Source organism: Burkholderia sp. BCC1644, assembly GCF_902833225.1.
Taxonomy (GTDB): Bacteria; Pseudomonadota; Gammaproteobacteria; order Burkholderiales; family Burkholderiaceae; genus Burkholderia.
This window is the reverse complement of sequence record NZ_CADFEI010000016.1, coordinates 118,911-134,718: the sequence shown is the minus strand read 5'-3', so window position 1 is coordinate 134,718 and position 15,808 is coordinate 118,911. Positions and strand designations below refer to the sequence as shown.

Annotated in this window: 12 protein-coding genes; 8 read left to right on the top strand and 4 right to left on the bottom strand. The window is 66.9% G+C overall.

Annotated features, from left to right (window positions below; all coding sequences use genetic code 11):
* Positions 1-178: 178 nt before the first annotated feature.
* The 5 genes from HWX87_RS28015 (at position 179) to HWX87_RS27995 (ending at position 7,259) form a co-directional block, all read left to right on the top strand.
* A complete protein-coding gene (locus tag HWX87_RS28015; protein WP_166963559.1) occupies positions 179-778 on the top strand; it encodes a TetR/AcrR family transcriptional regulator in 600 nt (199 codons plus the stop codon).
* Between the two features lie 58 nt (positions 779-836).
* Positions 837-2,624 carry an acyl-CoA dehydrogenase C-terminal domain-containing protein gene (locus HWX87_RS28010; protein ID WP_176050313.1) on the top strand — a complete coding sequence of 596 codons (1,788 nt, stop codon included), beginning with the start codon at positions 837-839 and terminating at the stop codon, positions 2,622-2,624.
* A 113-nt stretch (positions 2,625-2,737) separates the two neighbouring features.
* Positions 2,738-5,173: a 3-hydroxyacyl-CoA dehydrogenase/enoyl-CoA hydratase family protein gene (locus HWX87_RS28005; protein ID WP_176050312.1), complete on the top strand. Its 2,436-nt coding sequence runs from the start codon at positions 2,738-2,740 to the stop codon at positions 5,171-5,173.
* A 27-nt stretch (positions 5,174-5,200) separates the two neighbouring features.
* Entirely contained in the window at positions 5,201-6,400 is a 1,200-nt protein-coding gene (locus HWX87_RS28000) for an acetyl-CoA C-acyltransferase (protein WP_014896087.1), read from the top strand.
* 91 nt (positions 6,401-6,491) lie between these two features.
* Positions 6,492-7,259 (top strand): enoyl-CoA hydratase, encoded by a 768-nt coding sequence (locus tag HWX87_RS27995; protein ID WP_176050311.1) that lies wholly within the window; start codon positions 6,492-6,494, stop codon positions 7,257-7,259.
* A gap of 51 nt (positions 7,260-7,310) precedes the next feature.
* Here HWX87_RS27995 and fdhD read toward each other — a convergent pair whose 3' ends face one another.
* Entirely contained in the window at positions 7,311-8,165 is an 855-nt protein-coding gene (fdhD, locus tag HWX87_RS27990; protein ID WP_176050310.1) for a formate dehydrogenase accessory sulfurtransferase FdhD, read from the bottom strand.
* Positions 8,166-8,279: 114 nt separating this feature from the next.
* Here fdhD and HWX87_RS27985 point away from each other — a divergent pair, with 114 nt between their 5' ends.
* A complete protein-coding gene (locus HWX87_RS27985; RefSeq protein WP_059233234.1) occupies positions 8,280-8,762 on the top strand; it encodes a nitrate reductase associated protein in 483 nt (160 codons plus the stop codon).
* Positions 8,763-8,798: 36 nt separating this feature from the next.
* Here the strand turns inward: HWX87_RS27985 and HWX87_RS27980 are convergent, their stop codons facing one another.
* Positions 8,799-9,194, bottom strand: a complete 396-nt coding sequence (locus HWX87_RS27980) for an acyl-CoA thioesterase (protein ID WP_176050309.1) — start codon at positions 9,192-9,194, stop codon at positions 8,799-8,801.
* Positions 9,195-9,368: 174 nt separating this feature from the next.
* Here HWX87_RS27980 and HWX87_RS27975 point away from each other — a divergent pair, with 174 nt between their 5' ends.
* Complete coding sequence (locus tag HWX87_RS27975) at positions 9,369-11,240, top strand: ABC transporter ATP-binding protein/permease (protein ID WP_176050308.1); 1,872 nt, start codon at positions 9,369-9,371, stop codon at positions 11,238-11,240.
* Between the two features lie 182 nt (positions 11,241-11,422).
* Here HWX87_RS27975 and murU read toward each other — a convergent pair whose 3' ends face one another.
* A complete protein-coding gene (gene murU / locus HWX87_RS27970) occupies positions 11,423-12,142 on the bottom strand; it encodes an N-acetylmuramate alpha-1-phosphate uridylyltransferase MurU (protein ID WP_176050307.1) in 720 nt (239 codons plus the stop codon).
* A 32-nt stretch (positions 12,143-12,174) separates the two neighbouring features.
* A complete protein-coding gene (locus HWX87_RS27965) occupies positions 12,175-13,224 on the bottom strand; it encodes a phosphotransferase (RefSeq protein ID WP_176050306.1) in 1,050 nt (349 codons plus the stop codon).
* 223 nt (positions 13,225-13,447) lie between these two features.
* On the opposite strand from HWX87_RS27965, the gene HWX87_RS27960 reads away from it, so the two are divergent.
* Positions 13,448-15,808: an LPS-assembly protein LptD gene (locus HWX87_RS27960; protein WP_176050305.1), complete on the top strand. Its 2,361-nt coding sequence runs from the start codon at positions 13,448-13,450 to the stop codon at positions 15,806-15,808.

Here is a 15,808-nt window from a genome sequence, read left to right as displayed (position 1 = left end):
AAATATCTGTCCGCACGTTCGTGCGGAAAAGCCGCTCCGGTCCCGCCGGAATCGCGCAAAATAGCGGCTCGGTTAGACACCGGTTTCTAATAATTTCCTTGTTTCGCGAGCGGCCGCACTCAATAATAGTACGGCCGTTCGATTTTATTCGAACCCCCGAACGGTTACAGAAATAGCTATGCGAAAAGGCGAACAGACGCGTGCCGCGATACTTGAAGCTGCTTTGGACCTCGCCAGCCGTGACGGGCTGGAGGGGCTGACGATCGGCCTGCTGGCCGAGCGCATGCAGATGAGCAAGAGCGGTGTGTTCGCGCACTTCGGATCGCGTGAAGACCTGCAGGTCGAGGTCGTCCGCGAGTATCACCATCGTTTCGAAAACGAGGTGTTCTTTCCGAGCCTGCGCGAGTCGCGAGGCTTGCCGCGCCTTCGGGCGATGCTGGCCCGCTGGACGGAGAAGCGCATCCAGGAGGTGACGACGGGATGCATCTACATCAGCGGTGCGGTCGAGTACGACGACCGGCCTGACAGCCCCGTGCGCGAGCAGTTGATCGCGAGCGTGACGGCCTGGCGTGCCGCGATGCTGCGTGCCATTTCGCAGGCGAAAGAAGAAGGCCATCTGCGTGCGGATACCGATCCGGACCTGATGCTCTTCGAGTTGTACAGCTTCACGCTCGGCCTGCATCACGACGCCCGCTTCCTGCATTCGCCGGACGCCGTGCGCCTCACGTGGGCCGCGCTGGAAAAGACGATTGTTTCGTATCAGAGCGAGAGCCGTTAGCGGCGCGTGACCCGCCCGCCAGGAGCTCGAGCCGTTTTGCCCACCTTTGGAGAGAGTCATGGGACAGTACGCCGCGCCGCTGCGCGACATGCAATTCGTGTTGCACGAGCTTCTGAACGTCGAAGCCGAAGTCAAGCAAATGCCCAAGCATGCGGACCTCGACGCCGACACGATCAACCAGGTCCTCGAGGAAGCGGGCAAGTTCTGCTCCGAGGTACTGTTCCCGCTGAACCAGGTCGGCGACCGCGAAGGCTGCACGTATGAAGGCGACGGCGTCGTGAAGACCCCGACCGGCTTCAAGGAGGCCTACCAGCAATACGTCGAGGCCGGCTGGCCGGCGCTCGGCTGCGATCCGGACTACGGCGGCCAGGGCCTGCCCGCGTTCGTGAACAACGCGCTCTACGAAATGATGAATTCGGCGAACCAGGCCTGGACGATGTATCCGGGCCTGTCGCACGGCGCCTACGAATGCCTGCACGCGCACGGCGCGCCGGAACTGCAGAAGGCCTACCTGCCGAAGCTCGTGACCGGCGAATGGACCGGCACGATGTGTCTGACGGAGCCGCATTGCGGCACCGACCTCGGCATCCTGCGCACCAAGGCCGAACCGAACGGCGACGGCTCGTACTCGATCAGCGGCACGAAGATCTTCATCTCGAGCGGCGAGCACGACATGGCCGCGAACATCATCCACCTCGTGCTCGCGCGCCTGCCGGACGCGCCGCAGGGCACGAAGGGGATCTCGCTGTTCATCGTGCCGAAGTTCATTCCCGACGCTGCGGGCGAGCCGGGCGAGCGCAACGGCATCAAGTGCGGCTCGATCGAACACAAGATGGGCATCCACGGCAACTCGACGTGCGTGATGAACCTCGACAACGCGAAGGGCTGGATGGTCGGCGAGCCGAACAAGGGCTTGAACGCGATGTTCGTGATGATGAACGCGGCCCGTCTCGGCGTGGGCGCGCAAGGTCTCGGCCTCACGGAAGTCGCGTACCAGAACTCGCTCGCGTATGCGAAGGATCGTCTGCAGATGCGCTCGCTGACGGGCCCGAAGGCACCGGACAAGCCGGCCGACCCGATCATCGTGCATCCGGACGTGCGCCGCATGCTGCTCACGCAGAAGGCCTACGCGGAAGGCGCGCGCGCGTTCACGTACTGGTCCGCGCTGCAGATCGACAAGGAACTGTCGCACGGTGACGAAGCCGTGCGCAAGGAAGCCGCCGACCTCGTCGCGCTGCTCACGCCGATCATCAAGGCGTTCCTGACCGACAACGCGTTCGAGTGCACGAACCACGCGATGCAGATCTACGGCGGCCACGGCTTCATCTCCGAGTGGGGCATGGAGCAGTACGTGCGCGACGCGCGGATCAACATGATCTACGAAGGCACGAACTCGATCCAGTCGCTCGACCTGCTGGGCCGCAAGGTGCTCGGCGACATGGGCGCGAAGCTGAAGAAGTTCGGCAAGCTCGTGACGGAATTCGCGGAAGCCGAAGGCGTGAAGCCGGAAATGGCCGAGTTCATCAACCCGCTCGCCGACATCGGCGACAAGGTGCAGAAGCTGACGATGGAAATCGGCATGAAGGCGATGCAGAACCCCGACGAAGTCGGTGCTGCGGCCGTGCCGTACCTGCGTACCGTCGGCCACCTGGTGTTCTCGTACTTCTGGGCGCGCATGGCACGCCTCGCCCTCGACAACGAAGCGTCGGGCGACCCGTTCTACAAGTCGAAGCTCGCGACGGCCCGTTTCTACTTCGCGCGTCTGCTGCCCGAAACGGCGTCGACGATCCGCGCCGCGCGCGCCGGCTCGAAGACGATGATGGAAGTCGACGAATCGCTGTTCTGACGCGAGTCCGGGCGGTGCGCGCCGCGCGCCGCCCGAACGCAACGGTTCCTGGTACTCACTTCGCCGTGCAGCCCTCACAACCCGCGCTGCACGACACTATCCGGAGACATCCCGTGAGCAATTTCCTGATTCGCAAGGTCGCCGTGCTGGGCGCCGGCGTGATGGGCGCGCAGATCGCCGCGCACCTCATCAACGCACGCGTGCCGGTGCTGCTGTTCGACCTGCCGGCCAAGGAAGGCCCGAAAAACGCGATCGCGCTGAAGGCGATCGAGAACCTGAAAAAGCTGTCGCCCGCGCCGTTCGGCGTGAAGGACGACGCGAAGTACCTCGAAGCAGCGAACTACGAAGACGACATCGCGAAGCTGGCCGAATGCGACGTCGTGATCGAGGCGATCGCCGAGCGGATGGACTGGAAGCACGACCTGTACAAGAAGGTCGCGCCGCACATCGCGCCGAACGCGATCTTCGCGACCAACACGTCGGGCCTGTCGATCACGAAGCTGTCCGATGGTTTCTCGGACGAGCTGAAGTCGCGCTTCTGCGGCGTGCACTTCTTCAACCCGCCGCGCTACATGCACCTCGTCGAGCTGATCCCGACCGCGCATACGCGCCCGGAGATCCTCGACCAGCTCGAAACCTTCCTGACGAGCATCGTCGGCAAGGGCGTCGTGCGCGCGAAGGACACGCCGAACTTCATCGCGAACCGCGTCGGCATCTTCTCGATCCTTGCGGTGATCACCGAGGCCGCGAAGTTCGGCCTGCGCTTCGACGAAGTCGACGACCTCACGGGCAGCCGCCTCGGCCGCGCGAAGTCGGCAACGTTCCGCACCGCGGACGTGGTCGGCCTCGACACGATGGCGCACGTGATCAAGACGATGCAGGACAACCTCGCCGACGATCCGTTCTTCCCGGTCTACCAGACGCCCGCCGTGCTCGCCGAGCTGGTGAAGCAGGGCGCGCTCGGCCAGAAGACGGGCGGCGGTTTCTACAAGAAGGAAGGCAAGGCGATCAAGGTGCTCGACGCGAAGACGGGCACCTACGTCGACGCCGGCGCGAAGGCTGACGAAACGGTCGGCCGCATCCTGAAGCGTCCGCCGGCGGAGCGCCTGAAGCTGCTGCGTGAAACGGACCATCCGCATGCGCAGTTCCTGTGGTCGATCTTCCGCGACGTGTTCCACTACATCGGCGTGCATCTCGAGTCGATCGCCGACAACGCGCGCGACGTCGACCTCGCGATCCGCTGGGGCTTCGGCTGGAACGAAGGCCCGTTCGAAGGCTGGCAGGCCGCCGGCTGGAAGCAGGTCGCCGAGTGGGTGCAGGAAGACATCGCGGCCGGCAAGGCGCTGGCAAACGTGCCGCTGCCGTCGTGGGTGCTCGAAGGCGCGGTGGCGGAGAAGGGTGGCGTGCACACGGCCGAAGGCTCGTGGGCGCCGGCTGCGCAGCGCTTCGTGCCGCGTTCGGACCTCGCGGTCTACGGCAAGCAGGTATTCCGCGCGCCGCTGCTCGGCGAAGCCGGTGCTGATCCGAAGACCTACGGCAAGACGCTGTTCGAGACCGACGCGGTGCGCGCATGGGTCGACGACCGTGCGGGTGAAGACGACGTCGTGATCGTGTCGTTCAAGTCGAAGATGAACACGATCGGACCGAGCGTGATCGACGGCCTCGTGCAGGCGATCGAGCTCGCGGAGAAGGACTACAAGGGCGTGGTGATCTGGCAGCCGACGTCGCTGAAGCTCGGCACGCCGGGCGGCCCGTTCTCGGCCGGCGCGAACCTCGAAGAGGCGATGCCCGCGTTCATGATGGGTGGCGCGAAGGGTATCGAGCCGTTCGTGAAGAAGTTCCAGGAAGGCATGCTGCGCGTGAAGTACGCGAACGTGCCGGTCGTCGCGGCCGTGTCGGGCATCGCGCTCGGCGGCGGATGCGAGCTGATGCTGCACAGCGCGAAGCGTGTCGTGCACGTCGAGAGCTACGTCGGTCTCGTCGAAGTGGGCGTCGGCCTCGTGCCGGCGGGCGGCGGCCTGAAGGAAGCGGCGCTGCGCGCAGCGGACGCCGCGACGGCCGCGAACGCGACCACCGACATCCTGAAGTTCGTCACGAAGTCGTTCGAGAACGCGGCGATGGCGAAGGTCTCGGCGTCCGCGCACGATGCACGTGCGATGGGCTACGTGAAGCCGTCCGACACGATCATCTTCAACGTGTTCGAACTGCTCGACACCGCGAAGAAGGAAGCGCGTGCGCTGGCCGCCACCGGCTACCGCGCACCGCTGCGTGCGAAGGACGTGCCGGTTGCAGGCCGCTCGGCGATCGCGACGATCAAGGCATCGCTCGTCAACATGCGTGACGGCCGCTTCATCAGCGACCACGACTACCTGATCGCGAGCCGCATCGCCGAAGCCGTGTGCGGCGGCGACGTCGAAGCCGGCAGCCTCGTCGACGAGCAGTGGCTGCTCGCGCTGGAGCGTCGTGCGTTCGTCGAGCTGCTCGGCACGCAGAAGACGCAGGAACGGATCATGGGCATGTTGCAGACCGGCAAGCCGGTGCGTAACTGAGCGAGCGGATAAGGCAAGGAGTCTCAAATGAGCAAACAATTGCAAGACGCATACATCGTCGCCGCCAGCCGCACGCCGATCGGCAAGGCCCCGCGCGGTGTCTTCAAGAACACGCGCCCGGACGAGCTGCTGGTCCACGCGATCAGGTCGGCGGTTGCGCAGGTGCCCGGCTTCGACACGAAGCTGATCGAAGACGCGATCATCGGCTGCGCGATTCCGGAAGCCGAGCAGGGCCTGAACGTCGCGCGCATGGGCGCGCTGCTCGCCGGCCTGCCGCAGACGGTCGGCGGCGTGACGGTCAACCGCTTCTGCGCGTCGGGCATCACCGCGCTCGCGATGGCGGCCGACCGCATCCGTGTCGGCGAATCGGACGCGATCTTCGCGGGCGGCTGCGAATCGATGAGCATGGTGCCGATGATGGGCAACAAGCCGTCGATGTCGCCGCACATCTTCGATCGCAATGAAGACTTCGGCATCGCGTACGGGATGGGCCTGACGGCCGAGCGCGTCGCCGAGCAGTGGAAGGTGAGCCGCGAAGACCAGGACGCGTTCTCGGTCGAGTCGCACCGCAAGGCACTGGCCGCGCAGCAGGCCGGCGAGTTCAACGACGAGATCGCCGCGTACACGATCACCGAGCGTTTCCCGAACCTCGCGACCGGCGAAGTCGACGTGAAGACGCGCGAGATCGCGCTCGACGAAGGTCCGCGCGCGGATACGTCGATCGAAGGCCTCGCGAAGCTGCGCACGGTGTTCGCGAACAAGGGCTCGGTCACGGCCGGCAACAGCTCGCAGACGTCGGACGGCGCGGGCGCATTGCTCGTCGTGTCGGAAAAGGTGCTGAAGGAATTCAACCTGACGCCGCTCGCGCGCTTCGTAAGCTTCGCGGTGCGCGGCGTGCCGCCGGAAATCATGGGCATCGGCCCGAAGGAAGCGATTCCGGCCGCGCTGAAGGCTGCCGGCCTGAAGCAGGACGATCTCGACTGGATCGAGCTGAACGAGGCGTTCGCCGCGCAGTCGCTGGCGGTGATGCGCGACCTCGGCCTCGACCCGTCGAAGGTCAACCCGATGGGCGGCGCGATCGCACTCGGCCACCCGCTCGGCGCGACCGGCGCGATCCGCGCGGCGACCGTCGTGCACGGCCTGCGCCGCCGCAACCTGAAGTACGGGATGGTCACGATGTGCGTCGGCACCGGCATGGGCGCCGCGGGCATCATCGAACGCCTGTAAGCGGGACGCGACGCAAAGCGACGACGGTGCGCGGGCCACGAGCTCGCGCACCGTTTTTTCATTCCGATAGAGGAAAGTCAAGGAGACGGTTGTGGCCGAAATTCAAGTGGAACGCGCCGAAGGCGTGATGACGATCACGATCGCGCGCCCGGCGAAGAAGAACGCGCTGACGGCGGCGATGTACCAGACGATGGCCGATGCGCTCGCCGACGCGCAGGAAGACAAGGCGATCCGCGTGATCCTGCTGCGCGGCAGCGACGGCAATTTCACCGCGGGGAACGATCTCGAGGATTTCCTGAAAGCGCCGCCGAAGGACGACACCGCTCCGGTGTTCCAGTTCCTTGCGCGGATCAGCAGCGCGAGCAAGCCGATCGTGGCCGCGGTGCCGGGCCTGGCGATCGGCGTCGGCGTGACGATGCTGCTGCACTGCGATCTGGTGTACGCGGCCGACACCGCGACGTTCTCGCTGCCGTTCGCGCAGCTCGGGCTGTGTCCGGAAGCCGCGTCGAGCGTGCTGCTGCCGCGCCTGGCCGGCCATCAGGTCGCGGCCGAGAAGCTGCTGCTGGGCGAGGCGTTCGACGCGCTGGAAGCGCACCGGATCGGCATCGTCAACCGCGTGCTGCCGGCTGCCGAGCTCGACGCGTTCGCGGCGAAGCAGGCGGCGAAGCTGGCGGCACTGCCGGCGGCATCGCTGCGCGTGACGAAGGCGCTGCTGAAGGATACGGGCGGCGTGGCGACGTCCGCGCGGATGGCCGAGGAGGCGGGCCACTTCGCCGCGATGCTGCGCGCACCGGAAGCGCGCGAGGCGATGACGGCGTTCTTCGAGAAGCGCAAGCCGGATTTCCGTCAGTTCGACTGACGGAGCAGGGTGCGCCGGCGTCCGATCGCCGGCGCGATCCCGTGATCGCAGTCAGGCCGTGCCGTAGTCGACGTGGCCGGATTCGCGGCAGAAGCTGACGAGTCGCAAACCCGCCGCCTTCGCAATTTCGATCGCGAGCGACGACGGTGCGGAGATCGTCGCGACCATGGGAATGCCGACGCGGGCGGCCTTGCGCACGAGCTCGTAGCTCGCGCGGCTCGACAGGAACACGAAACCGTCGGTCGCGTCGGCGCGCGCCAGCACGAGCGAGCCGATCAGCTTGTCGAGCGCGTTGTGGCGGCCGACATCCTCGAATGCCATCCGGATCGCGCCTGTTGCGTCGCACCACGCGGCCGCGTGCAGGCCGCCGGTCAGTTTCGTGAGCGCCTGGTGCGCGGGCAGCGCCTGTGCCGCGTGCGCGAGCGCGTCGGGCGCGAGGCGCGCGAGAAAGCCCGTGTCCGGCACGCGTTCCGGCGCGAGGTCGAGCAAATCGATGCTTTCGATCCCGCACACGCCGCAGCCCGTGCGCCCCGCGAGCGTGCGGCGCCGGTCCTTCAGCGCGGCGAACGCCTGCTGGACGACCTCCAGGTGCACTTCCGCATGCGGCAGCGGCGCATCGGCGTGCAGGATCACCTCGATATCCTTGATGTCGCTGCCGCGCGCGACGATCCCTTCCGAGATCGCGAAGCCGACCGCGAACGCTTCGAGGTCGCACGGCGTACACATCATCACGGCGTGCGAAATGCCGTTGAACACGAGCGCGACCGGCCATTCCTGGCCCACGTAGTCGTGCGCGGTTTCGACGGCGCCGCCGCGCGTGCGGCGCACGGACAGTTCGATCGCGCCGCGCGGTTCGTCGCGCAGGTCGTCGCGCAGTCCATCGGATTGGGTCGGATTCACGAGCACTCCCGTTGATTCGAGGCACGGCCGGCGACAATCGTGCCGCCGCCCGCGCGCAGAGGTTCTAAAATACCTCAGGCAGGCCGGCCGCGCCGGCATCCGCCACGTCAGGTAACGACCATGGGACTCAGCGACGCTCCGTTGCTCTTCAACTTCGAACACGATTCGTCGGAAAACTTCACGTACATCCCGATGATCGTGCGTTTCAATCTCGACCGCTTCGGTCTGCGGATTTCGCTCGAACAGTGGCAACTGCTGCCGCTCGAGGACCGCAAGCTGCTCGCGCGCTTTCCGGCCGACGACGACACCGCGATCGAGCCCAACTTCGATCATGCGTTGTTCGAAATGCTGCGCACGCACGCGGATCTGGAACCGTCATGGTTCCAGCCGGACGAGCAGCCGACCTGGCGCGCCGTCGACACGGTGCCGGAGACGCTCGTGCAGCAGAGCGCGCTGGCCGGGCTGACGGCGCCCGCGCTCGCGCAGTGGCAGCGGCTCGCGCCGTTCCAGCGCTACGTGCTGGTCAAGCTGTCGCGCAAGCCGAAGCTGAATCACGATTTCCTGCCCGCGATGCGGGAGTTCGGGCTGACGGCCACGCACTGACGCGACCGTGCGCCGCCCGGTCGCGGCGCTCGCCGGTCAGAGCGGCGGCAGTTGCCGCGGCTTGCGGTCCGCGCCGGTCGCGACGTACGTGAGCGTCGCTTCGGTGACCTTCACGATTTCGCCCATCAGGCGCATGCGCTGCGCATACACCTCGACGTCGACCGTGATCGACGTGTTGCCGGTGCGCGTGATGGTCGCGTAGAAGCTCAGCAGGTCGCCGACGAATACCGGCTGCTTGAACACGAACGAGTTGACCGCGACCGTCGCGACGCGGCCGTTCGCGCGCTGGCTCGCGGGGATCGAGCCGGCGATGTCGACCTGCGACATGATCCAGCCGCCGAACACGTCGCCGTGGACGTTCGCGTCGTGCGGCTGCGGGACGACGCGCAGCGCGGGCTGCATCTGCGGGAGTTCGAGGGTCGAATCGGTCATGGCGGGGGCTTTCATCCTGTAATAAATGGGCCGCCGCGCGCAGGCTGGCCGGCGAGGCCGCCGGCAGCGGCGCGAAGCGGCTTCTGCGACAATACAACGTTCGCAAATTGTACGAGAAAGCGCGCGAGCCGGCCGTCGATACACGCGTCGTGCCCCGCCACCGAGACTTCCCCCATGCGCCGATTTCCTGCTTCCGGCGAGCCCGCGCCGGCTTCGACCGGGCCCCGCAACGACTGGCAGACCATCCGGTCGCTGCTGCCGTACCTGACCACCTACAAATGGCGCGTCGCGCTCGCGCTCGCCTGCCTGATCGGCGCGAAAGTCGCGAACCTCGGCGTGCCGGTCGTGATGAAGCGCATCGTCGACCACCTGTCCTACGTGCAGCAGATCACCGCGATCGGCCGCGCGGAGCAATCGGCCGGCATCGTGCTCGCGGGCGGCGTCGGGCTGCTGGTCGTCGCGTATGCGTTCGTGCGGCTGTCGACCTCGCTGTTCACCGAGCTGCGCGAAATCCTGTTCTCGAAAGTCACCGAAAGTGCGGTGCGCCAGCTCGCGCTGCAGGTGTTCCGGCACCTGCACGGGCTGTCGCTGCGGTTCCATCTCGAACGCCAGACAGGCGGCATGTCGCGCGACATCGAGCGCGGCACGCGCGGCATCCAGCAACTGATCTCGTATTCGCTGTACAGCATCCTGCCGACGCTCGTCGAAGTCGGGCTCGTGCTCGGCTTCTTCGTGGTCAAGTACGAGGCCTATTACGCGTACGTCACGTTCGCGGCGCTGGTCACGTACATCGTGTTCACCGTGAAGGTCACCAACTGGCGCACGCATTTTCGCCGCACGATGAACGAACTCGATTCGCGCGCGAATTCACGCGCGATCGATTCGCTGATCAACTACGAGACGGTGAAGTACTTCGGCAACGAGGAGTGGGAGGCGCAGCGCTACGACGAAAACCTGAAGCGCTACCGGAAGGCCGCGATCCGCTCGCAGAACTCGCTGTCGGTACTGAACTTCGGCCAGCAGGCGATCATCGGCACGGGGCTCGTGTTCATCCTGTGGCGCGCGACGCAGGGCGTGCTCGCGGGCAAGCTGACGCTCGGCGATCTCGTGCTGATCAACACGTTCATGCTGCAGCTCTACATTCCGCTGAATTTTCTCGGCGTCGTGTATCGCGAGCTGAAGCAGAGCCTCACCGACATGGACCGGATGTTCGGGCTGCTGTCGGCCGCGAAGGAAGTGGCCGACCGGCCCGATGCGCGGCCGCTCGCGGTGGCCGGCGCGCAGGTGCGCTTCGAGCACGTGAACTTCGCCTACGAGCCGGCGCGGCAGATCCTGCACGACGTGACGTTCACGATCGACGCGGGCACGACGACCGCGGTGGTCGGCCACAGCGGTTCAGGGAAATCGACGCTGTCGCGCCTGCTGTTCCGTTTCTACGATCTCGACCGCCAGGCGGGCGGCGCGATCCGGATCGACGGCCAGGACATCCGCGACGTCACGCAGGATTCGCTGCGCGCATCGATCGGGATCGTGCCGCAGGACACCGTGCTGTTCAACGACTCGATCTACTACAACATCGCGTACGGCCGGCCGACCGCGACGCGCGACGAGGTGGTCGCGGCCGCGCGCGCCGCGCACATCCACGATTTCATCGAAAGCTTGCCGAAGGGCTATGACACGCCGGTCGGCGAGCGCGGACTGAAGCTGTCGGGCGGCGAGAAGCAGCGCGTCGCGATCGCGCGCACGCTGCTGAAGGATCCGCCGGTGCTGCTGTTCGACGAGGCGACGTCGGCGCTCGATTCGCGCTCCGAGCGCGCGATCCAGCACGAGCTCGACCAGATCGCGCGGCATCGCACGACGCTCGTGATCGCGCATCGGCTGTCGACGGTCGTGCACGCGCAGCAGATCCTCGTGATGGACCACGGCCGGATCGTCGAGCGCGGCACGCACGACGAACTCGTGCGCGCGGACGGGTTGTACGCGCAGATGTGGGCGCTGCAGCAGCAGCGCGCGGCGGCCGGCGGGGAAGAGGCCGAGGCCGCGTGAGCACGGGTGCCGCGCGACGCGGTGCGCGGCGGGAACGGGCGGTGTGGTGCCGTCACGGCCGGCGTGCCGTGCGAAGCGTCCGCGACATTTGATTCCGGATGGGTCCGCCGCCGGTCGGCCGCGCGGTCGTCGGCCTGTCTGGGTATCGGCGGCGGCCGAACCGGCGCTCGACTGCGAAACGATCAGCCCGCGGCGCGCAGCCGCGCGTCGAGCTCGCCGAGCTGCGCGGGCGTGCCGACGTTCTCCCAGAACCCTTCGTACAGTTCGCCGCTCGCACGGCCGGCTTCGATCGACGCGCGGTAGTACGGCGTCAGCGCGCGCCGCGTGCCGGGCGCCAGATCGCGGAACATCCGCGTGTCGTACAGGCCGATGTTGCCGAACGTAACGCGCGCGGCGCCGTCGAGCGCGAGCCGGCCATCATCGCCGAGCGCGAAATCGCCGGCCGGGTGGAACGGCGGGTTCGGCACCATCACGAGGTGCATCGCCGGCGTGTCGAGCGCGGCCATCCCTGCGGCGCGCGGCGCGAGCGTCCGGTAGTCGAACGCGCAGTACACGTCGCCGCTGACGGCCGCGAACACGGCCGGCTGGCCGTCGCGCTCGAGCAGCGGCAGCGCCTGCGCGATGCCGCCCGCGGTCTCCAGCGCTTCGCCTTCGGCCGAATACGCGAGCCGCACGCCCCAGCGCGAACCGTCGCCGAGCGCGGCCTCGATCTGCTCGCCGAGCCACGCGTGGTTGATCACGATCGTTTCGATGCCCGCGCGCGCGAGCGCCTCGATTTGCCACACGATCAGCGGCTTGCCGCCGGCTTCGAGCAGCGGCTTCGGGCGGGTGTCGGTGAGCGGGCGCATCCGTTCGCCGCGCCCGGCGGCGAAGATCATCGCCGTGGTCAGGGGTGTGCTCATGTTCGGCCGGGTGTCAGGGCGCTATGGGGCAGTCAGAACGTATAGCCGACGTCGGCCGGCGCGTTGCCCTCGAGCTCGTCGAGCAGCTTGGCGAACGGCACGAGCGGGCGGTAGCGCAGCGCGACCTTGCGTGCATACGCGATGAAGCGCGGCAGGTCGTTCAGGTAGTGCGGCTTGCCATCGCGGTAATTGATGCGCGCGAACAGGCCGAGGATCTTGATATGGCGCTGCAGCCCCATCCATTCGAGCTGGCGGTAGAACTCGCCGAAATCGGGATCGACCGGCAGGCCGGCCTTTTTCGCCTTTTCCCAGTAGTACGCGAAGCAGTCGAGCTCGAACTCCTCGTCCCAGCTGATGAACGCGTCGCGCACCAGCGACACGACGTCGTACGTCAGCGGCCCGTAGACGGCGTCCTGAAAGTCGAGCACGCCCGGATTCGGCTCGCAGACCATCAGGTTGCGCGGCATGAAGTCGCGCAGCATGAAGCCCTGCGGCTGCGCGTGCGCGCTGGCGACGAGCAGCGCGAACGTGCGGTCGAGCGTGCCGCGCATGGCATCGGTGACGGGCTTGCCGAGATGACGGCCGACGAACCATTCGGGCAGCAACTCCATTTCGCGGCGCAGGAACGCTTCGTCGAACGGCGGCAGCACGTCGGGCGTCGACGTGAGCTGGAAGCGGATCAGCGCGTCGAGCGCGTCGCGCATCAGCGGGCGCGCGGCGACCGGGTCGGCCGGGTCGAGCACCGAGATGTACGACGTGCGGCCGAGATCGGTCACGAGCATGAAGCCCGCGTCGAAATCGTGGGCCAGCACGTCCGGCACGTGGTCGCCGGCCGCGGCGAGCAGCTGCGCGACCTGGACGAATTCACGGCACTTCTCGGGCGGCGGCGCGTCGACGGCGATCAGCGTGCCGCCGGCGCTGGTGGCCGATGCGACACGGAAATAGCGGCGGAAACTGGCGTCCGACGACGCGGGCGCGAGGGTCGACAGGTCGAGGGCATAGCGCTCGGCGAGCGGTTGCAGCCACGCGGTCAGGGCGTCGAGGCGGGCGTCGGGCTGGGATGCGGCGGATGGGGGCGTCATGAAACTCGGGGGAGGGGGGAACGTCTTGCCATATAATACCCCACGACTTTTTTGACGCGCCCCGCGTCAGCTTCCGCCGTGCAGGCTCGCCGCCTGTCGCGCCGCCCGCCCGATCGCCTCCCCGGTTTGCGCTCCGCCGCAGTCGCGGTGCGACGGCGCGGCCCGCCGTGCGCGCATGTGCCGTGAAGGTGCGGTTGACAAGGGGCGATTCGCCAAACGATAGATGCCGCCCAAACCGCTATTCCCGAATGTTTTCCCCGGTGACGGGGCGCCGCGCAAACGGCGGCTCGCGCTCGCGCTCCTGGCCGTGCCCGGCCTCGTGCCGGCCGTGTCGTACGCGCAGCTGTCGGGCGCGGCCGCGCAGCCGCAGCCGCTCGACTCGCCGTGGGATCTGCGTCTCGCGCCCCAGCTCGAGGATCATCCGCTGAAGGACGGCGCGAAGCCGGCCGCCTTCGTGATCGCCGACCACACGAGCGGCACGGCCGAGCAGGACCTCGCCGCCAAGGGCTCCGCCGAGCTGCGGCGCGGCGACGCCGTCGTGAAGGCCGATGCGCTCCACTACGATCAGGATACCGACATGGCCGATGCGTACGGCCAGGTCAAGGTGGTCAATGGCGGTACGTCGTTCGCAGGCCCCGAGGCGCACCTGAAGATCGAGGCGAACCAGGGCTTCATGACGGCGCCGAAGTACCACTTCAACATGACGGGCGGGTCGGGCAGCGCCGAGCGCGTCGACATGGTCGACAACGAGCGCTCGGTGTTCGTCAACGGCACCTACACCGCGTGCCAGTGCTCGACGAACCCCGCGTGGTACATCAAGGGCAGCCGCTTCGACTTCGATACGGGCGCCGACGAAGGCACCGCGCGCAACGGCGTGCTGTTCTTCCAGGGCGTGCCGATCTTCGCGAGCCCGTGGATGACGTTCCCGCTGTCGGGCGAGCGGCGCAGCGGCCTGCTGCCGCCGACGTTCTCGGTGAACTCGAGCAACGGCTTCGAGCTGACGCTGCCGTACTACTTCAACATCGCGCCGAACCGCGACCTGACGCTCACGCCGCGCATCATCTCGCGGCGCGGCGTGATGACCGAAGCGACGTTCCGCTACCTGTCGCCGTCGTATTCGGGCACGTTTACGGCCAATTACCTGCCGGATGACCGGCTCGCGCACCGCAACCGCTACGCGATCTACTGGCAGCACCAGCAGAACTTCGGCGGCGGCTTCGGCGGCTACGTCTACTTCAACAAGGTCTCGGACAACACGTATCCCGAAGATCTTGGTTCGATGAACCAGTTCGTCAACGGGACGCAGACGCTGTACCAGCAGGAAGCGGGCCTCACGTACAACAACGGCCCGTGGTCGGTGCTCGCGCGCTACCAGCACTGGCAGACGCTGCCGCCGTCGATCGCGCCGTACAGCCGCGAGCCGCAGTTGAACGTGAAGTACACGAAGTACAACGTCGGCGGCTTCGACTTCGGCGCGGAAGCCGACTATTCGCGGTTCCGCATCACGACGGCCGATGCGACCGAAGGCGACCGGATCGTCTTCAACCCGTATATCGCGTACGGCGTGTACGGCCCCGGCTACTTCGTCGTGCCGAAGGTCCAGTACCACTTCGCGTCGTACGACCTGAACTACCTGTCGTCGACCACGCCGAACAGCCCGAAGCGCTTCACCGAGTCGATCCCGACCGTGAGCTTCGACACGGGCCTGATCTTCGATCGTTCGGTGCGCCTGTTCGGCCAGGACTTCATCCAGACCCTCGAGCCGCGCCTGTACTACGTGTACACGCCGTATCGCGACCAGTCGAACGCGCCGCTGTTCGACACTGCGGAATCGGACTTCGGCCTCGCGGAGATCTACCAGCCGAACACGTTCGTCGGCAACGACCGGATCGCGGACGCGAACCGGATCACGGCCGGCCTGACGTCGCGCTTCATCGATCCGCGCACCGGCGACGAACGCGCGCGCTTCGTGATCGCGCAGCAGTATTACTTCGCCGATCAGCGCGTCACGCTGAATTCCGGCCAGAGCGCCGTGCTGGCGCGCCACTCGGACCTGATCGTCGGCGCCGCGCTGAAGCTCGGCTCGGGCTTCATGTCGGAGACGGCGTTCCAGTACAACCAGAACAACAACCAGCTCGTGAAGTCGAGCGTCGGTTTCGGTTACAGCCCGGGCGAGCGCCGCGTGATCAACGTCGGCTACCGCTACACGCGATCGAACACCACGCTCGACAACCAGCCGATCAACCAGTTCCTGATATCCGCGCAGTGGCCGCTCACGCACCGCCTGTATGCGATCGGCCGTTTCAACTACGACCTCGCCGGAGATCGCGTGGTCGACGGTCTGGTCGGCTTACAATACGACGCGGATTGCTGGGCGCTCGGGGTCGGGGTGCAGCGGGCTGCGAACGGCATCAATTCGTCGGGACAGCAGAACTCGTCGACGCGATTCATGATGCAACTGACGCTCAAGGGCCTGTCGACCGTCGACAACGGCCTCGTGTCCGCATTCCGCGCCGGGGTACCGGGCTACACGCCGCTGCCGCCGCCGCCGCCGCCGATGTCCCGCTTCAGCAACTACGAGTAA